17 protein-coding genes are annotated in these 19,016 nt (G+C 60.6%); 10 read left to right on the top strand and 7 right to left on the bottom strand.

All coding sequences use genetic code 11. The features are described from left to right. Positions 1 to 8 precede the first annotated feature (8 nt). The 4 genes from tam (at position 9) to QTL94_RS00070 (ending at position 3,513) form a co-directional block, all read left to right on the top strand. A complete protein-coding gene (gene tam / locus QTL94_RS00085; protein ID WP_289800178.1) occupies positions 9 to 779 on the top strand; it encodes a trans-aconitate 2-methyltransferase in 771 nt (256 codons plus the stop codon). Positions 780 to 857: 78 nt separating this feature from the next. Then, positions 858 to 2,381: a glucose-6-phosphate dehydrogenase gene (zwf, locus tag QTL94_RS00080; RefSeq protein WP_289800177.1), complete on the top strand. Its 1,524-nt coding sequence runs from the start codon at positions 858 to 860 to the stop codon at positions 2,379 to 2,381. Positions 2,382 to 2,744: 363 nt separating this feature from the next. Then, complete coding sequence (locus tag QTL94_RS00075; RefSeq protein WP_065689835.1) at positions 2,745 to 2,951, top strand: hypothetical protein; 207 nt, start codon at positions 2,745 to 2,747, stop codon at positions 2,949 to 2,951. Positions 2,952 to 3,093: 142 nt separating this feature from the next. Continuing rightward, positions 3,094 to 3,513 carry a hypothetical protein gene (locus QTL94_RS00070; protein WP_289800189.1) on the top strand — a complete coding sequence of 140 codons (420 nt, stop codon included), beginning with the start codon at positions 3,094 to 3,096 and terminating at the stop codon, positions 3,511 to 3,513. 63 nt (positions 3,514 to 3,576) lie between these two features. Here QTL94_RS00070 and QTL94_RS00065 read toward each other — a convergent pair whose 3' ends face one another. Further along, positions 3,577 to 3,975 carry a hypothetical protein gene (locus tag QTL94_RS00065; protein WP_113524423.1) on the bottom strand — a complete coding sequence of 133 codons (399 nt, stop codon included), beginning with the start codon at positions 3,973 to 3,975 and terminating at the stop codon, positions 3,577 to 3,579. A 231-nt stretch (positions 3,976 to 4,206) separates the two neighbouring features. Here QTL94_RS00065 and QTL94_RS00060 point away from each other — a divergent pair, with 231 nt between their 5' ends. The 3 genes from QTL94_RS00060 (at position 4,207) to QTL94_RS00050 (ending at position 7,991) form a co-directional block, all read left to right on the top strand. Beyond that, positions 4,207 to 5,766, top strand: coding sequence for a helicase HerA-like C-terminal domain-containing protein (locus QTL94_RS00060; RefSeq protein ID WP_289800176.1), 1,560 nt, complete (start codon positions 4,207 to 4,209; stop codon positions 5,764 to 5,766). A 22-nt stretch (positions 5,767 to 5,788) separates the two neighbouring features. Further along, entirely contained in the window at positions 5,789 to 6,175 is a 387-nt protein-coding gene (locus QTL94_RS00055; RefSeq protein WP_289800175.1) for a DUF6984 family protein, read from the top strand. A 289-nt stretch (positions 6,176 to 6,464) separates the two neighbouring features. Further along, positions 6,465 to 7,991: an ABC-F family ATP-binding cassette domain-containing protein gene (locus QTL94_RS00050; RefSeq protein WP_289800174.1), complete on the top strand. Its 1,527-nt coding sequence runs from the start codon at positions 6,465 to 6,467 to the stop codon at positions 7,989 to 7,991. 33 nt (positions 7,992 to 8,024) lie between these two features. Here the strand turns inward: QTL94_RS00050 and QTL94_RS00045 are convergent, their stop codons facing one another. Beyond that, the gene (locus QTL94_RS00045; RefSeq protein WP_289800173.1) at positions 8,025 to 9,164 is read right to left on the bottom strand and encodes an ABC transporter substrate-binding protein; all 1,140 of its coding nucleotides are present in this window, start codon (positions 9,162 to 9,164) and stop codon (positions 8,025 to 8,027) included. Positions 9,165 to 9,806: 642 nt separating this feature from the next. On the opposite strand from QTL94_RS00045, the gene QTL94_RS00040 reads away from it, so the two are divergent. Next, a complete protein-coding gene (locus QTL94_RS00040) occupies positions 9,807 to 10,481 on the top strand; it encodes a transglutaminase-like cysteine peptidase (RefSeq protein WP_289800172.1) in 675 nt (224 codons plus the stop codon). A 105-nt stretch (positions 10,482 to 10,586) separates the two neighbouring features. Then, a complete protein-coding gene (locus tag QTL94_RS00035; RefSeq protein WP_065689828.1) occupies positions 10,587 to 10,805 on the top strand; it encodes a hypothetical protein in 219 nt (72 codons plus the stop codon). Positions 10,806 to 10,844: 39 nt separating this feature from the next. On the opposite strand, the gene QTL94_RS00030 is transcribed toward QTL94_RS00035, so the two are convergent. From QTL94_RS00030 to QTL94_RS00015, 4 genes are read right to left on the bottom strand one after another with little or no spacing between them, the layout of a single operon-like run. Continuing rightward, positions 10,845 to 11,504, bottom strand: coding sequence for a ribbon-helix-helix domain-containing protein (locus tag QTL94_RS00030; protein ID WP_113524417.1), 660 nt, complete (start codon positions 11,502 to 11,504; stop codon positions 10,845 to 10,847). Further along, the gene (locus tag QTL94_RS00025) at positions 11,505 to 12,794 is read right to left on the bottom strand and encodes an HlyD family type I secretion periplasmic adaptor subunit (RefSeq protein ID WP_289800171.1); all 1,290 of its coding nucleotides are present in this window, start codon (positions 12,792 to 12,794) and stop codon (positions 11,505 to 11,507) included. Further along, entirely contained in the window at positions 12,791 to 14,953 is a 2,163-nt protein-coding gene (locus QTL94_RS00020; protein ID WP_065689825.1) for a type I secretion system permease/ATPase, read from the bottom strand. Before QTL94_RS00020 ends, QTL94_RS00025 begins: the two co-directional genes overlap by 4 nt. A gap of 21 nt (positions 14,954 to 14,974) precedes the next feature. Further along, complete coding sequence (locus QTL94_RS00015; protein WP_065689824.1) at positions 14,975 to 16,336, bottom strand: TolC family outer membrane protein; 1,362 nt, start codon at positions 16,334 to 16,336, stop codon at positions 14,975 to 14,977. Between the two features lie 454 nt (positions 16,337 to 16,790). Between QTL94_RS00015 and QTL94_RS00010 the strand changes: the two genes are divergently transcribed. Then, complete coding sequence (locus tag QTL94_RS00010) at positions 16,791 to 17,417, top strand: GGDEF domain-containing protein (protein ID WP_289800170.1); 627 nt, start codon at positions 16,791 to 16,793, stop codon at positions 17,415 to 17,417. Positions 17,418 to 17,558: 141 nt separating this feature from the next. Here the strand turns inward: QTL94_RS00010 and QTL94_RS00005 are convergent. Next, positions 17,559 to 19,016: SPM autocatalytic domain-containing protein (locus QTL94_RS00005; RefSeq protein WP_289800169.1), on the bottom strand; the 1,458-nt coding region annotated here is incomplete at its 5' end.

Below are 19,016 nucleotides of genomic sequence, written 5' to 3'. Positions count from 1 at the left end.
GAACGTCTATGGCATGGTCTGCCAGCCAGTATGTAAAATTCGAGGATGAACGCACCCGTCCCGCACGGGACCTGCTGGCGCAGGTGCCACTGGACCGGGTGGACCGTGCCGTGGACCTTGGTTGCGGCCCCGGCAACTCCACCGAGCTGATCATCGATCGCTATGGCGCCGCCAGCGTCTCCGGGCTGGACAGCGATCTGAACATGCTGGAAGCGGCACGCAAGCGCCTTCCGGGAACGACCTTCCTGGAAGCAGACCTTGCAACCTGGCAGCCGAGCGAACCCACGGATCTGCTATTTGCCAATGCCGTGTTCCAATGGCTGCCGAACCATATCGACATCTTCGACCGGCTGATGGATGGCCTTGCGCCGGGCGGCGTCCTTGCCGTGCAGATGCCTGATAATCTGACCGAGCCCACGCATCTCCTGATGGAGGAAACCGCGCATGCCGGTCCATGGAAGGCCGCGTTCGAGGCGAAAAGCGTTCGCCGCAAGCCGCTGCCTGCCCCCTCGGTCTATTACAGCCGGCTGATCCAGAAGGCGGCGCGGGTGGATATCTGGCACACCGCCTACAATCATCCTATGGCCGACGCGGCCGCGATCGTCGAATGGGTCAAGGGCACGGGCCTGCGGCCCTATCTCGACCACGCAGGCGCCGAACATCGCGATGCCTTCCTGGCGGATTATCTGGCGCGGGTGGAGAAGGCTTACCCCAAGATGTCGGACGGACGCGTGCTGCTGCGCTTCCCGCGACTGTTCATGGTAGCCGTGAAGCGCTGAGCCGCCCGCCCTCGCCCAAGCACTTGCCAGCGGGACCACTGGGCCTACATTGACTGCGGCCACAAGGAGCAGAACGCCATGGAAGCAGCCCCCACCCCGCCGGTCACACTTGTCATCTTCGGCGCTACAGGCGACCTCACGCGTCGCCTGCTGATCCCCGCGATCATCAACCTCACGCAGAGCGGACTTGTGGGCGACGACCTGCATATTCTGGGTGTCGGCATCGATCCCGGCGACGACGCAATGCTGGTGGAGAAGCTGGATAGCTTTCTCTCGCAGCTCGACGACGACGGCGCGCACCAGAAGAGCGAGGGTTGGCAGCGTCTGCGCCAGCGCATTTCCTACATCTCCGGCGATTTCACGAAGGATGGCATCTTCGAAGAGATCAAGAAGCGGCTCTCGGCAGCATCGAGCGGCAACGCGGCCTTCTACTTTGCCGTCCCGCCGCAGTTTTTCGGCCCGCTGGTCGAAAAACTGGCGGAACATGGGCTGACGACCGAGAGCGACCGCGGCTTCCGCCGGATCGCGATCGAAAAGCCATTCGGAACCGATCTCGCCTCTGCCCGCGCATTGAATGCGCAGATCCTCAGCAAGATCGCCGAAAGCCAGGTCTACCGGCTCGATCATTTCCTCGGGAAGGAAACGGTACAGAACATCCTGACGGCCCGCTTTGCCAACATGATGATCGAGTCACTGTGGAACAACAACTATATCGACCATGTGCAGATCACGGCGGCGGAGACGGTTGATGTCGGCATGCGCGGCAAGTTCTACGACGCGACCGGCGCCTTGCGAGACATGGTCCCCAATCACCTGTTTCAGCTGCTCGCAATGATCGCCATGGAGGCGCCGAACGGCTTCGGAGCCGAGGCCATCCGCAGCGAAAAGAGCAAGGCGCTCAGCGCGCTTCGTATCTACACGCCTGAGGAAGCGCAGAGCCATGCTGTGCGCGGCGTCTACACCGGTGGGACGCTGAACGGCAATCCCATCACCGCCTTCCATGAAACAAAGGATGTTTCACCGGACAGCAAGACCGAAACATTCGTGGCGGTGAAGCTCTACGTCGATACCTGGAGATGGGCGGGCGTTCCTTTCTACCTCAGGACGGGCAAGGCGATGACGGCGCGCGACACTGAAATCGTCGTTACGTTTCGCCAGGTGCCGTTCGCGCAGTTTCGTGAGACAGATATCAAGCGCAACCTGCCCCCGAACAGAATGGTCATCCAGGTTCAACCGGACGAGGGCCTGAGTATGGAGCTGTCCATCAAGGCACCCGGGCTTTCGGTCGATACCGTGCCGGTTTCACTCGACTTCCGCTATGCCGACAAGTTCGACATCGGCAAGATGACCGGCTATGAGTCCCTACTCTACGATCTCTTCATCGGCGACCAGACGCTATTCCAGCGCGCCGACGGGATCGAGGCGGGATGGGAGGCCGTTCAGCCGTTCCTCGACGTATGGGCAAAGAGCGACCAGGCGCCGGAGCCCTATGCCCCGGGCACCATGGGACCGTCCTGCGCCGATGACCTGATCACACAGGACGGAAGGCAGTGGCACGCATTGGGCGTTCTGTCGCACAACCACGCTGGCGCCAGTAAATAAAATACAATCTGAGCTTAGTATTTCTGCTTAGCATTGCGGCGCTGCGCCTGAATTTCCGAATAAATTCTCGGATGAAGGCGAGAGATATAGTCGCACCCTCATGTCTAGACTGGCCTTCAATACAAAATAAGGATGAATTGACTGGCAGTCTGGTCGACCGCAAGATTCTCACGCTAACCGCGTTGCTTTTTCCAGTGCGACAACGAAGGCGGGGCTCGTCAAACCCCGGCGAGCCCTATTGTGTTTCCAGTTGCTTACGGTTGACTCGGCCAAAAAAATCGAATTGTTAATGTTCGATTAACATATTTACTTGCGCTCTTCAGCCGCCTTGCTAAACCTACCCTCTAAATCTGGGGTATTGAGATGACAGATATTCAATCTTCCAAGACTCGCTCTAATACAGACCAGCGAATGGAGACCTGCCGGTCCGAATTCGAACCCATACTTTTCGAACTCATCCGCAACGGTGAGAAGAGAGGATGGAAAGCAGCAGAAATTGCAATGGCATTGGCCGATGCGGCCGACGACGTGATATTGAAACTATCGCGGGAAACGAAGAGCAAGCACTGATTGCTCCCCACCTTGCTCATTGCCCGGATTGCGGCGGCTTCCGGCAAGCGCAAACAACACGTAAAAGATCAAGTGAACTGCTTCGGGGTGATTCCCGGGCGGCCGGTTTGCGCGAAGACAGGAGAGTAAAAGCTTGCAGTGGGTGGTTGCCGCTCTTCTGGCCTGCGGATGCGTCAGTCTGGCTGAAGTCGCCGACTGGCCCCCAGCCGACGATTATATTGCCAATACCAGCTGTACGCTGAGCGCGGCGCCCGACGCCTGCCGGCACAATCGCGAAACATGGACCCATGTCTACAAGACTGCCGTTGATGGCCTCTACGAGAGCCAACGGTCGGTTTCGCTTTGCCTCAGCACAGGCTGCGATGGAGCGATCACCCCGAACCGTGTTCAAGGCTGCGCCTGGCGTCAGGTGATCGTCGGCTCGAAACACCCGCAGCTCACCGCCGATGATACCGCCGCCGTCGCCAGCTATTGCGGGTCCGATGCGCTTGACGATGCCGACCGGCAATCCGCCCGCGACCAATCGAAGGTCTGGCTGGAATTGCTGGGCATCGCACAGTAATCGACTGAGCAAACGACAACGGGCGGGAACTGGCCGCCCGTCATCCCACTCGAATGCCCTGGCTCAGACGAACTGGCTGAGGCCCGGTACGGAGGCGACGACTTCGTCGACGACTTCCTTGCCGGCATGCTGCTCGGCAATCGCGATCGTTTCCTTGGCCAGCGTCGTGATCTCGCCCATGCCGAGGCCCTCGCCCATCAGCTGCTGCCCCAGCGCCATGACGCCGCCGGCACCGCCGAGTGCGCCCATGATGCTGCCGAGGAGACCGCCACCGCCGCTCTCGCCTTCGCCGTTGTACTTGGCAACGAGATCGGACGCCCCTGGAATGGCATCGATCATCTTGGCGACAGGGCCATCGGCCGCCTCACGCTGCAGGAAACCGAGCATCATGCCGACAGCCTTTTCGGCCACCTCGGCGGGGATACCCACGCGCGCGGCAATCTGGTCCACCATTTCGTTCATCGTCAGCCTCCTAGTTATTTGACGTTAACGTCAACGTTAATCGACTTTGCACGGCAACTCAAGGCGCCTGCCGCGATGGCGGGGTTTATCCTAGTTTTCCTTTTAATGCAGACAGTTGTCCGCAGGAAACTCCCTGCTTATAACAGGCAGACGATAGTACAATGAACATGCGGATTCTACTCTCCGCATTTTGACGCAATCGGCGTAAAGCGCCGGCAGGGAGACGTTTGAATGCTCGAGGAAGGCAAGATTTTCGTCGGCGTCAGCCGCAACCCGGATGACAGCATCAACAAGCCCGAGTACCTCGACCTCAAATACGGCAACCGGCACGGGTTGGTGACGGGCGCCACCGGCACCGGCAAGACCGTGACGTTGCAGGTGCTGGCGGAAGGTTTTTCGAAAGCAGGCGTTCCTGTTTTCTGCGCCGACATCAAGGGCGACCTCTCCGGCATCGCGGCCAAGGGCGAACCGAAGGACTTTCTGACGAAGCGGGCCGAACAGATCGGCTTCGACGATTATGAGTTCGACCAGTTCCCGGTCATTTTCTGGGATCTCTTCGGAGAAAAGGGCCACCGGGTCCGCACCACCATCGCGGAAATGGGGCCGCTGCTGCTGGCCCGCCTGATGGATGCCTCCGAACCGCAGGAAGGCGTCATCAACATCGCCTTCAAGATCGCCGACCAGGGCGGCCTGCCGCTGCTGGATCTCAAGGACTTCTCGTCGCTGCTGAACTACATGGCGGAAAACGCCACCGAGCTTTCCAACAAGTTCGGGCTGATTTCGAAAGCCTCCGTCGGCTCGATCCAGCGCGCGCTTCTCGTGCTCGAGCAGCAGGGCGCCGAACATTTCTTCGGCGAGCCGGCACTGAAGATCGCCGACATCATGCGCACCAACAGTCGCGGCTACGGCCAGATTTCCGTGCTCGCGGCTGACAAGCTGATGATGAACCCGCGGCTCTACGCAACCTTCCTGCTCTGGCTGCTCTCGGAACTTTTCGAGGAACTGCCTGAAGTGGGCGACCCCGAGAAGCCCAACCTCGTCTTCTTCTTCGACGAAGCGCACCTTTTGTTCAACGATGCACCCAAGGTGCTGACCGAGCGTGTCGAACAGGTCGTTCGATTGATCCGCTCGAAGGGCGTCGGCGTCTACTTCGTGACGCAGAACCCGCTCGACGTGCCGGAAACCGTGCTGGCCCAGCTTGGCAACCGCGTGCAGCACGCCTTGCGCGCCTATTCGCCGCGCGAACAGAAGGCCGTAAAGACCGCAGCCGACACCTTCCGTCCGAACCCGGCTTTCGACTGCGCGACCGTCATCACCACGCTCGGCACCGGCGAGGCGCTGGTTTCCACCCTGGAGGCCAAGGGCGCCCCCTCGATCGTCGAGCGGACGCTCATCCGCCCGCCGTCCGGTCGGGTCGGCCCGCTCACCGATGCGGAACGCCAGCAAGTCATGGACAAGAGCCCCGTTCTCGGCGTCTACGACGAAGATCTCGACCGCGAATCCGCGTTCGAAATCCTTGCGGCCCGCGCGCAGAAAGCCTCGGATTCGGATGCGGCAAAACAGGTGCAGCCAACCCAGCCGACCGAAGGCAGCGCCTCTGGCCGCTGGTCACTCCCAGGCTTTGGTGACGACAGCGCCGATGACAAGCCGGCCAGCCAGGGGCGACAACGCTCTTCCGGCTACCAGCGCGAAACGGTCGTGGAGGCGGCGATGAAGAGTGTTGCCCGCACGGTCGCCACCCAGGTCGGCCGGGCGCTGGTACGCGGCATTCTCGGCAGCTTGAAACGGTAATCTCACCCATCGGGAAGCAACTGTGCCGGCGACTTGGAGAGAACTGACCGCCGCTGAAAAGCGGATCATCGAACGGCTGGTGCGGAACGCCTCCCAAGGCGAAATTCCGCCGGCCTGGGATGTCGAACAGTATCGCGCGGCAGAGATCGACACATTCGGTTCACTGCAACTGAAGCCGCGCGACAAGGCGGATTCTGCGGCCGACATGCCCATTCACCCCGTTGCATCGGCCTATTTCGACGACAAGGAACTTGCCGATCCCTACGGTCCGCTGGTCGACATCCTTCTTTTCCAGTCGGAAGGTCTTTTGCGCGAACTCCAGATCTACCGCAGCGACGGTGGCGCGATTTTGAGGGAAATCGATGCGGATGCGATGTTCCTTGTGACCGCGCACGAAGCACACGGTTGAAAATTCAAGCGGCCAATGCTAGTGGTTCGTGTATCGAGAAAGGAGGGTTGCGCGTGACGACATATTTCCGTTTTAATCGCCAGCGTGGCCCGATCAACGCCCTGCAAATGCGTTTGCAGGGCTGACCAGAGACCGTTTCTCGCAAATCTCTTCCTGGTCTGCCCCTCGTGGCTATGCAGAACCGAGCCGTCGCTCGCCTGCATTTACTTCCACCCACCGAGCACAAGCATACGCGCGATGATGGCCGAGGCCCTCGCTGCGATGCTGTTCGGAAGACCAGGGCAAGATCATGACTCTCATCAATATCCGCAATCTTGGCGTCACCCTTGGCACGACGCTGTTTTCCAAACTCAATCTGGCGGTAACCGCCGGTGATCGGATCGGACTTGTTGCCGCCAATGGGCGCGGCAAGTCGACATTGCTGCGTTGCCTTGCCGGCGCGCTTGAACCGACCCAGGGCGACGTGACCCGCGCACGCGGCTTGACCGTTGGCCATGTCGAGCAGGATGTGCCGCCTGCCCTTCTCCCGCTGTCCTTCCACGAAGCGGTGCTGCAGGCACTGCCTGCCGACCAGCAGATGCATGAAGGCTGGCGCGTCGATGTCGCGCTTGAATCGCTCGAGGTCCCGGAAGACCTGCGGGAGCGCGCTGTCGGGCAACTCAGCGGCGGCTGGCAGCGACTTGCGATGCTTGCCCGGGTCTGGGTAACCGAACCGGACGTGCTGTTGCTGGACGAGCCGACCAACCACCTCGATCTCGGCAAGATCGCGCGGCTCGAGGAATGGATGAACGGACTGCCGCGCGACGTGCCGGTGATCATTTCCAGCCACGACCGCGCCTTTCTGGATGCAACGACCAACAGGACGCTCTTCCTGCGCCCGGAGCAATCCGCCGTCTTCGCGCTGCGCTACACGGAGGCACGCGATGCGCTCGACGAGGCCGATGCCTCGGACGAGCGGCGCTACCAACGCGACATGAAGACCGCGCAGCAGCTTCGCCAGCAAGCAGCCAAGCTCAACAACATCGGCATCAACTCCGGCAGCGACCTGCTTGTCGTGAAGACCAAGCAGCTGAAGCAGCGGGCTGAAAAGCTCGAAGGCGCGGCAAAGCCCGCGCATCTCGAACGCTCGTCCGGCGCGATCCGCCTCACCAACAGCGGCACGCATGCCAAGGTGCTGGTGACGCTCGACGATGCGACGGTTTCAACGCCCGACGACACGCCCCTGTTTCGTACCGGAAAGCAGTTCATCTGCCAGGGCGATCGCATCGTTCTGCTCGGTGCCAACGGGGTCGGGAAGAGCCGGCTCGTCGCCATGTTGCGTGCGGTCATATCGGGGGCAGATACCGCGCTGGCCGGCATCAAGGCGACGCCTTCGCTGGTGCTTGGCTACGGCGATCAGGCGCTGGCCGACCTGATCGACAGCGAAACGCCGATGCGAACGATCACCCGGCGCTTCGATGTCGGCGATCAACGCGCGCGCTCGCTTCTGGCCGGAGCCGGCATGACGATCGAGATGCAGGACAAGCCGGTAGGACGGCTTTCGGGCGGACAGAAGGCTCGGCTTGGCATGCTCGCGCTTCGGCTCACCAATCCGAACTTCTACCTGCTCGACGAACCGACGAACCATCTCGATATCGAAGGCCAGGAGGCGCTGGAGGCCGAGCTGACGGCGCATCAGGCGAGCTGCCTGCTGGTGTCGCATGACCGACGGTTCATCCGCAACGTCGGCAATCGCTTCTGGATGATAGAACGGAAGAAGCTGATCGAAGTGGAGAGCCCGGAGAGCTTTTTCGCCTCCGCCGCGCTGCTGTCATGACAACAGGGCTGCGGCGCGCAGGCGCCGCGGCTCTCAGAACGATACGGGAGCAGCCGACAGTAGGTTAAGCTTGCCGCCGCTGATCGTGTACAGACTGAGCCGGCGCTCGACGAGCCCGTTCGGCGTCAACCTGAAGAGACCGGTGACGCCGCGGAAACCGACCTTGTTCGTCAGGTTCTGGGCGTTCAAGCCTTCGGCTCCCTTGGTCCGGATGATGCCCGAGGCGATGGCGACTGCATCATAGCCATAGGCGGCATCGGTGGAGAGTGGCCGCTTGTAGTGGCGCTGGTAGCGGTCCGCGATGAGCGAGGCCCCTTCCGGCTCGACCATCGCGATCAGCGTGCCGTTAGCCGTCGACTCGGCATAGGCCTGCGGCGGCCACGCGCTCGTGCCGATGAAATTGAGACCCGGCTGGCCGCCAGCCTTGATCGCGCCTTCGACCGTCGTCGCAATCGCCGTGCGCCCGAGTATGACCACGGTATCGGCTGTCGCCAGCATCGGCTTGCTTCGCTGCGCCGCGTCGGCTGCGGAGGCATCGGTCAGGTCGTAGCGGGCGATACCGACAAAGGTGCCACCGGCAGCGCGAACGGTATCGGCCAGTCGGATCTCGCCGCCCTGCGGAAAGTCCTTCTGCGCGAAAACCATCACCTTCTTGTGGCCGCTGGCGAAAGCCGCGCGCATGCCCTCGATGGCGCTGTCGATCTCGTCGGACACCAGATTATAGACATTGCCGGCGGTGGACGGCACCGGTGCGCCGAGATTGATCAGCGGCGGGCGCTGATCGGACGGCGTGGCGGCGATCGCTGCCGTAACGGCTGGCGGGGCGTAGCTGACAAGCAAGGCGGAGTTTCGCGCCTTGGCCGCGGCAACCGCCGCCTGCACGCCCGCGGCACCAACGGTGACGTCCACGACCTTGACGAAAGCCTGGTTACCGCCAAGCTCACCGACGCTCAAGCCGGCCGCATCGCGAATATCGCGCGACGGCCCTTCAAAGAGCCCGCTCGGCCCCTTCTGCATCAGAAGCGTAATCTCGGCCCCGTTCTCCCCGAAAGACTCTTCGACCTCCGTGGACGGCGGTTTGACATCGTTGGTCTTGACGTTCTTGGCGATACTGTCGACGTCGGATTGACAGCCCGCCAGCGCGCCACAGGAGACGACGACCAAAAGCGCCACTGCTCGCTTCAGTCTTTGCGTTGCCCTGCCGATGAAAAATGGCGACACCTGCCGTGCCTGCTGTAAACCATGCGAATGTCGCGCGCGCGCGTTCCAATGCACTGTCACTGTTTCCCCCACGGTATTTTCGCCACCTGCAGCGGCCATTTCTTGATTTCATATCTGCACAGGCGTTGCGCGAAAGCAAACCCTTCACCCAAACTTGGTTGATTGAAACACTAAAATTTTCTGCTTTTTTGAACATCTAATTTCGTTCAAACTTATCCACGCTTCCAAACCTCATATTTATAGCCATTCTGTACATTTCTCCCAATCACGGAGAACTTACGCCCAATGGCAAAAAGAATAAAAACAAACACATTTGCCGCAATTGCATTCATTTCGGCATTTTCTTCTTTTATCCCATCAACCTCATCGGCATCTACACTTTACGATACGCAACTTTCTGGCGGATCGTACTTTCTTTCTACTTCTTCGAACGCTATCAGCAACCTTGCACAGAGCGCCAGTATCGGCGGCTTCACCGCGATGCTCAGCCTCGCAGGGCGCTCCATCGCCAGCACCATCCACGCTGTGAAAACGGCCGCTCTGACACAATCACTGGAGCCCGCGCCGGCTGGATGGTCGAGGGAAACCGCCACCATGACGGCGCCTGCTGCGCGTCCTTCGATCGCGCCGGCGCCGAGCGATACCGCGGTGTTCGGATCTGTTGCGATCCCGTTCAAGCGCCTCGCCGCGCTCAAGCGGCTTGCACCTTCGCTGGCCGAGATGAACGATGGCACCGCAATCAACTGCAGCGCCGGCAAGTGCTCCAATGCCGTCGTCGCCATCAAGGCGGCCTTCGTGAAGACCTCCGCGGCATCGATCCGCGACAAGATGAATGCGGTCAACACCACGGTCAATCACACGATCCGCTACAGCCGCGATATCGACACCTACAAGGTCGCCGACTACTGGGCGACGCCAACCGAAACGCTGGCGCGGCAGCAGGGCGACTGCGAGGACTTCGCGATCCTGAAGATGGCGGCGCTGCATGCCGAGGGTGTCGATCTCAAGGACATGGCTGTCGTCGTTCTGTTCGACCAGAAGCGGCATTTCTACCATGCCATCCTCTCGGTGACGGTGAACGGCAACCGGTTTATCCTCGACAACATGCGTGACGAGGTGCTGCCCGACACCAGACTGCCAGACTATATGCCGCTCTACTCGATTGCCGGCGGCAAGGGCTTCATCCACGGGTCGCGCGTCGGCAGCAGCCAGATGGCATCGGCCATGCCGATCGAGAAAGTGGCTCCGGGCGAAGGCGTAACCTTCTAAGCTACGCCTCTTTGCCTGTCGGCGACCGATTGCGAAGCGCGTCGATTGGTGTATTGAACCCATCGGTTTCAGCCCCGACAATGCGGCAAGGAGCGCGAACGGTTCATGACCGACGACAAGCCCGATATGGCCGCCCTTCTCAAGGTGATGGCCGACAGCCCCCGACGCGACAATACCGCGTATCACACGGCCATGGCGCAGGCGCGTCAGGCCTTCGAGGAGGCCGAGGCTGCCTTGGGCGGCCCGGTTCAGGTAAAGACGAAAGTCAAAACCAAGCGCGGTGGCAAGTATGTCGTGAAATGGACCTTCAAGCCCTTGAAGTAGCGAGCATCTGCTTGTGTACAGTCACGCCCACGCGGCCGATCAATAGCGCGAGATATAGCCGATCAGCATCGACTTCTCATGCGTCGGCGCTAGCGCCAGATTGATCTGACCTTTCAGCGTCTGCGTGCCGACGGTGATGGTGAAGCCGGTATTGAGCGTCCTGCCCTTGTTCCGGTTCAAGGTCTCGATCGCTTCCTCGATATGGGTGTCTACGGAAAAGCGTAGGCTCTTGGTCAGCTGCGAGGCGTCGCTGAGGGGCAGACGCTGCCGCAGCATCGACAGAAACGGATCGTTGAAAAGCTGGATCTTCTTGTCGTGCGTGAGCAGGATCGTCGGCGATGGCGAGGCCTGGATGATGGCGTTGACGTTCGCCATCGACGAAATATCCTCGACACTGTCCAGCCGGCGCAGCGCCCATTTCAGGCTGAGAACGCGCAACAGCGAGGCGAGATTGCCGGATTCCGGCATCTGCGATGCCGTGTATTGCACCAGATCCGCCGTCGACATCTTGCCAGCCGTCGACATGCGGCCAAGGCCATCCCAGTAGATCCGCTCGAGACGGATACCGCGACGCTCGCCCCCTCGTCCGACCACGGCGCGGAAACGCGGCTCGATCTCCTCCGCGTCGATCGCCGGCAACGACTCCTCGACCGGTTCGATATCGGATGCTGCGTTACTGCCTGGCTTGGCAATCAGCATTTACCGCTCCGTGAGCGCTTCGGTGCGCGCCTTGTTGATCGGCTTCATGAGGTAGCTGAGCACGGTCTTGTTGCCGGTCATGATTTCGACCGAGGCGACCATGCCCGGGATGATCGGATAGGACTTGCCGTTGCGCTCCAGTTCGGAGCGATCGGTCTTGACCTGTACGAGGTAGTAGGTCTCACCCTTCTCCTTCTCGACCAAGCTGTCGGCGGAGATGTTTTCGACAACGCCTTCGAGGCCGCCGAAGATCGAGAAGTCATAAGCGGTGATCTTGACCACAGCCTTCTGGCCGCGGCGCACAAAAGCCACATCGCGCGGCGAGATCTTCGCTTCGACCAGCAGCGTATCGGCCGTTGGAACGATACCGGCGATGACGCGGCCGGGATCGACATAGGCGCCGATGGTATTGACCTCGAGCGTGTTGACGATGCCATCAACCGGCGAACGGATATCGGTGCGCTTGACGCGATCGGATGCGCCGCGAATGGTCTCATCGACCACCGAGAGCTCGGCAAGCGCCTGCGCCTTGTCGGTCAACGCCTGCTGGCGGAGTTCCAGCGCCAGATCGCCCAGCTGCAGCTTCGCCTCCTGCACGGCCGCCTGCAGGCGATCGAGGCTTTCCTGATAAACCTTCAGCTGGCCCTGCTGGTCGGTGAGATCGCGCTCGGTCTTCAGAACTTCGGTCTCGGCAACCAGCTTCTTCTTGGCCAGCGGGCTGATGAGATCGTACTGGCGCTGTGCGCCGTCGATATTCTGCACCAGCCGATCGATATTGGCGTGTGCTTCGTTCAGTTCGTTCTCGCGCTGGCGCACGCGTTCCTGCAGCACGCCGAGCTTGTTCTTGTAGCTGGCACGATCTGCCGCGAAGAGCTGCGTTTCGTTGGCGCACACATCCTTGGCGACGGACAGGATCTCGGCCGGGCAGACGAAGGGGGATTCGTAATCACCCGCTTCTTCCAGCTTCAGGCGCGCGACCTTGGCGCCAAGCGCCCTCGCCTTGGCGACGGATTCGCCGAGCGATGACGTCGTGGTCGTGTTGTCGAGCTGCACGAGGAGTTGCCCCTTGCGCACGACCTGGCCAAGCACGACGGCAATCTGCTGCACGACGCCGGGCTCGGACGCCTGAATGATCTGTGTCTTCGAGACTGGAATGACCTTGCCTTCGCCGCGAGCGATCTCGTTGACGTCGGCGATGGCTGCCCAGGCAACGAAGCTCGCGATAACAAGCGCCACCAGCGCCAGGATCCAGCGCGCCAGCAGTGGTGGGTGATCGTCCTTGTTGATCATTTCGGTTGCCCCGCAGGCTTGCGCTGCATCGCTTCGATGACGGCCTGCTTCGGTCCGTCGGCGATGATGCGTCCCTTGTCGACAACGATCAGGCGATCCACCAGTTCAAGCATGCTGTAGCGGTGCGTCGCGATCAGAAGCGTCGTGTCACGGTTGAAGGCCTTGGACAGACGGTTGATCAGATGACGCTCGGTCGCAAGGTCCATCGCGCCGGACGGCTCGTCCAGAAAGACGATCTTCGGTTTTGTCAGCAGCAGGCGCGCAATCGTCAGCGCCTGTTTCTGGCCGCTGGACAGATTGGTACCGCGCTCGCCAACCGGCATATCGAAACCGCGCGGATGATTGCCGACGAACTCGTCGACACCGGTCATGCGCGCAACCTCGAGCAATTCCTCATCGGTCGCGTCCGCCCGGCCGATCAGAAGGTTCTCCTTCACCGTGCCGGAGAAGAGATCGGACGACTGGCCGGCAACCGCAACCGCGGACCGCACCTCGGCCATGTGATACTGGCGGATATCGACGCCGTCGATCATGACGCGGCCGCCGGAAGGCGCAAACAGGCCGTCGAGCAGGCGTCCGAGCGTGGTCTTGCCGGAGCCGATACGACCGATAATCCCGATCCGCTCACCCGGCGCAACGTTGAAGGACAGCTTGTTGATGACGGGATAATCGGAACCAGGATACTGGAACGACACGTCCTGGAAGCTGAAGGCGCCGCGCGTGATTTCGCGATTGACGAAACCGACGGTCGATGGACGATCGTCCGGCTGCTCCATGATCTTGTCGAGGATCCGCAGCGACATCGTGGCCTGGCGGAAACGTGCCAGTGTCATGGCGATCTGGCCGAGCGGGGCGCCGGCGCGGCTTGCCAGCATCACGGTCGCGACGATCGCGCCCATGGCAATGCGGCCTTCGGAAAACTCGTAGGTGCCGGCGATCACGATGAGGACGCTCACCATCTGCTGAACGAACATCGTCATGTTGATGGCGTTCGTCGAGATGTGCTTGATTTCCTCGCTGGTGCGGCTCGAATACTTCGTGAGCTCCTGCCAACGGCGCAGCATGGTGGCTTCCGCCCGCAGGCTCTTCAGCGTCTCGATCGTCGAAATCGTTTCAACCAGCAGCGACTGGCGGCGCGAGGCCTCGTTCGCGGCGGCGGCCATGCGCTTGCCGATCTTGGCCTGAGCGTAAAGGCCGATGATCACGGAAAGCACGAAGGCAACTGCGGGAATGACCACCAGCCAGCCGGAAATTAGATAGATCACCGCCAGGAAGACGAAGACAAAGAGGCTGTCGATCAGGACGCCGATCGTGTTCGAGGTAAAGAATTCACGAACGAACTCGTACTGTGTGATGCGGTTGGCATATTCGCCGGTCGACAACGGCCGGGACGCCAGCGTCGAGTTCAGGACCTTGTCGAACAGCATCTGCGACAGGCGCAGGTCCGCCTTGCGCCCGGCATAGTCGATCAAGGAAGATCGCGCCGTCTTCAGCAGGAAATCGAAGATGTAGGCCATCGAAATGCCGGCCGCCAGCACCCAGAGCGTCGGAATGGCCTTGTTGGGAAGAACGCGGTCATAAACGTTCATCGTAAACAGCGGAGATCCTAGCGCGATCAGGTTGATGAACAGCGCCGCGACCATGACGCGGATGTAGGTGCGCCAGTAAGGTGCCAGCGTCGTTGCGAGCCAATGCCGCTTTTCGATCTCTACGGCATTGCCGACCAGCGCCTCTTCCGAAGCGTTCTGGTAGTAGAGGGTGAAGGCAAAGGCTGTCTGCGGCCGCAGCGCGACGAATTCGTCCCGCGTCAACCGGATCGCGCTACCGGCGATCGGCACGATATCGATGATGTAGGAGCCGTCCTCGGCCACCTCAAGCAACGGCAGAACGCCGCCATCACCAAAGGCAACGATCGCAGGACAATCGAAATTGCCGAGCCGGCAATCGCGCTCGTTATGCTTGATGACCTGGAGGCCGATGCGCTCGGCCATCCGTTCGACGTCGTCACCATCCAGCGATTCGGTCACCTCATCCGGCAGACCGGAGAAGAGAACCGTATCGGAGCTTGGTCGGCCGTAGAATGCGGCCACGGACTTGAAAGCCGCCTTGAAGGTCTGGAGCGGCGTTCCGCTGGTCGTTTCTAGCGCTACGTTCAGCATCGTTCCGTGGCCATATCTCGACTATTGCTGTCGAATTGGCGCCAGGAGGTCCAAAGGCATGCCGGGATTCTGATGTGAATCAAGCTCGACATATCCAGGATTCGCGACGCTCGCAGGTACAGCAAAATTTTCCCGCGCATATGGCTTGCTCTGGTCGACCGGCTTCAACTTCATCGTCTGAAGCAGGTTGCCCGAGGCAGCCAGGATCTTGTACTCGGCAAACAGGGAGGCGACGCGCGCCGTGTCAGCGAGAACCTTGGTGTTGAACTTGGTGTTCTGCGCATCGAGCAGGTCCAGCAGCGAGCGCTGGCCGACCTTGAACTGCTCGCGGTAGGAGCCAACCAGCTGATCGTTGATCGCTGCCTGCTTGCCGAGAATGCCAGCAAGATCGCCACGGCTTGCGCGTTCATTCCATGCGGAGCGGACGGATTCCTGAACTTCACGCTGAACCTGGGCAAGCGCATAACGCTGCTCGCCGGCGCGACGGATCTGCTCCTGTTCGCGCGCGACATCGATGCCGCCGCGATAGAGGTTCCAGCGAGCAACAACACGAACTTCGTAGTCATTGGTGTTGCCTTCGTCGCCGTCGATGTCGTTGCCGACCCGGGCCGTACCTTCAAGGTTGACCTTCGGCAGGTAGTTGGCGCGCGCGCCACGAACACCAGCGTCTGCAGCATCGACGTCCGCATTGGCGGAGTAGATACGCGGGCTGTTCTTGTTGGCAACGAAGACGGCGTCATCCAGCGTCTTCGGCAGATACTTTGCCAGCGACGGCGGAGAGCTCGGGTTGACGATCGGCTCGCCGACGGCCTTGAGGAAGCGGATCTTCGTCGCTTCCAGTTCTTCCAGAGCTTCGCGCTGGCGAGCCTTGGCGGCCTGAAGACGTTCGCTGCCCTGCAGGCGGTCTGCATCGGTGAGCGCGCCGCCCTTGATGCTTTCGTTGATGTCACCCACCATCGCGGTGTGGAACGCAACGTTTTCCTTGGCAGCAGCGACGATCTGGTTCTGGAGCATGTACTCCAGGTAATCCTGGGTCACTTCGAGGGCGAGCGCCTCGGAACGCTCGAGAACCCGAAAGGACGCACCGTCGACACGGGAGGCCTGCTGATCGACCTGCGCCTTGCGGCTGCCACCGTCGAACAATGTCTGAGTAACGGTGACGCCCACATCGCTCGGCGACAAGTAGTCGTGGTCGGAGCTCAAAGTACCCGAGCTGGAATTGTCCAGACGACGACGGCCGATACCGGTCTCAAGATCAACTGACGGCAAGTACAAACCGCGCGCCTGGCGCAATTCGAACTCGATTGCTTCACGATCTTTGGCAGCCTGCAGAATCTGCGGGTTGGTTTTCATCGTTTTTTCGATGGCCTGCTGCAATGACATTGCGTTTGCGTCAACATAAAACGCAAAATTCACAGCAACAGTGGCAGACAAAGCTGCGATAATTCTTTTGCCTTTAAACAAGACGGATGCCCCTCAACATCAAAATAGCTCGGCTCACAGGTATACCGATTATTTGACTTCGGCAAACAAGTAACACCAAACTTTCCACATTCCAATTGCGCAGCCGGGCTTTCCTGCGGAGACAGTTAATTCCCCTACGCAGCGACCTAAAGCTAGAATTTTACAGGATTTTTTTACTCAGACTTTTCACGAACCTGTTTATCTGGCGTTACTTCGAAACGGACCTTGACCCGCTATGAATTTCGGCCAGCGTTACTCTTCCGCCACAATCATTTCAGCTATTAGAACAGCCTTGTTTGGCACGGTCTGCTACGCGGCCTGTTCTGTTGGGCTTTTACTTATCTTAAACCTTCTAATACCGGATCGACCATTTTTGGTAGGGTTTGCCGGAGCCACCGCAATTTCGGCATTTGTTGCATTTCCGCTTCTTCTAATACTGCGGATCAAGGTCAGGGAGCTCAAAAAGTTCCAGGAAACCGCGACCTATGCAGCCCGGCACGACACGGTGACCAAGACGCTGAACGGAACCGCCTTCGCAGCCGCGGTTGAACACTACATGGATCGCCGTAAGCGAATCGCGACCGATGCCGGCGGCGTCATGATTGCAGTCGTCATAGACACCCTGGACACGATCAGCCGGCGCTACGGACCGCAATGGGCGGACACCGTGATGCAGTCTCTGGCATCGATCATTCAGTCCTCGGTCAGAAGCGGCGACCTCGTGGCACGCCTTGCGACCAACGAACTCGGTGTCTTCCTCCCCGGCGCCAGCGTCGAGAATGCCCAGGATGTCGGCATGCGCATTCGTCGCCGTGTTGCCGAGGCTGCCTTTACGGCAGGCGATGCGCCGCTTTCGATCGGCATCCGGCTTGGCGGCGCCGTCTTCGACGGACCAGCCGACTTCAACCACATCCGCCAGCTGGCCGACGAAATGGCACTGGAGCGCGGCGGCGTGGAGACCGACGAGGCCCTGCCGATCTCGAGGCTGCCGGCCGCATAAGCCGGTTGCTCCTGGCTCCAGTCTCCGCCGGCGCGATCGGGGGCGAACCCCGCAATGCAACAGTCCGTACAATAAGAAAAGGCGCCTAAAGCGCCTTTTCCTGTTTCTATGGGCCGGGCCGTGCGGCCCGGCAATCCTGGATCAGCCGACATGCGGCGCGGTGACCGCTTCGTGCTTGTCGTCGTAGAGGATCTTGACGGCTTCCGTGGTGTTCTGGAGAACCGCCACATCGTGCCAAGCGCCGTTGGAATTGACGCTGACCACCGTGTCGGCACCTGATACCGTCGTCTTGACGCTGGAGAGCGCCTCGGCTTCGGTCGCCTCGTGACCGAGCAGGCTGTCGAGGAGCTTCGACACATCGAGCGTGTCGCCCTCGCTAGCCTTGTAGTCGGTGATCACGTCGGCGAGCTTGACGTCGGCAAGCGCGTCGGTGTCGAGGACGAAGGTATCAGCCCCTGCCCCACCGGTCAGCGTGTACATACCGCCGGCGCCCGACAGGACGTCATCGCCATCGCTGCCGATCAGCGCGTGGACGCTGTTGCTGTCCGTGCTGCCGCCAAGCGTCGTGTCGAAGGCAACCTCGACGAAGTGGCCGGTAGAGCCGTCCGTCAGGGTGTAGCTGCCATCCGCCAGGATCGACTGACCGTTGACCGAGGTGTCGGCCGCGTTGGCATCCAGCGAGATGCTGGCGATCGAATGATCCGCAAGGCTCGAAAGCTCGCCGGCGTCGGTGATGCCGTTGTGGTTCAGGTCCTGCCAGATCGTGAGCTTTGCAAAAGCTTCGTCATTGGCATCGATCTTGCCGTCATGGTTGCTATCGAGCGTCGCCAACGCCGCTAGGCCATCGGCATAGGTGCCACCGGCAAAATGCGGCGAGAAGATCTCGCTGCCGTTGTCGATCGTCCCGTTGCCGTCCACATCGTAGGCAAGAATGCCATCCGTGCCCGCCGTCCAAGCGATCTGATCCTTGTGACCGTCGGCATTGATGTCGAACTGGACGCCCTGGTCGAGCGAGGTCAGTGCGATGCCATTGTGATCGAGATCGAGGACGATCGGATCGATGGCGTTCGTGGTCCAGCCGGACTGGGCGATCGCATGATCCGTGCCGCCGAAGTAGACATTGACGGAGGCGACGCCCCCTGTCGCAGCCCCCAGCAGCTTGTAGGCTTCGACATAGTTGTCTCCGCCACCATCCTGATCGATCCGCACGCTCAGATCGTCACCAACGACGACGATCTTCACATAGCCTGCCAACGACTGGACATTGTTGAGCAGCGTCGAAACGTCGATCCGTTCGTTGGTAGCGTAGTCCTTGATCGTGTCGGCGTTGGCAGCATTCAGCGCCTCGCCACCCCATTGATAGGTATCATTACCCGCACCACCAAAGAGGATGTCATTCCCCGAACCACCGACAAGCGTGTCATCGCCAGCTGCTCCGATGAGTATGTCGTTGCCATCCAGACCATTCATCACAGTGTCGCCATCGGATGCGTGATGCGTCGTGGTTACGGTCGGAGCGGCCTGATCGGTAGGCAGGGTACCGGTCTGCACAGTTGTTACATCACCTGTCGTATCATTCGACGTCGATGCTGCAGTGAC

The organism is Rhizobium sp. S96 (assembly GCF_030382195.1).
GTDB lineage: Bacteria > Pseudomonadota > Alphaproteobacteria > Rhizobiales > Rhizobiaceae > Rhizobium.
The sequence above is the reverse complement of the archived record's forward strand: the minus strand, read 5'-3'. Positions and strand labels throughout refer to the sequence as shown.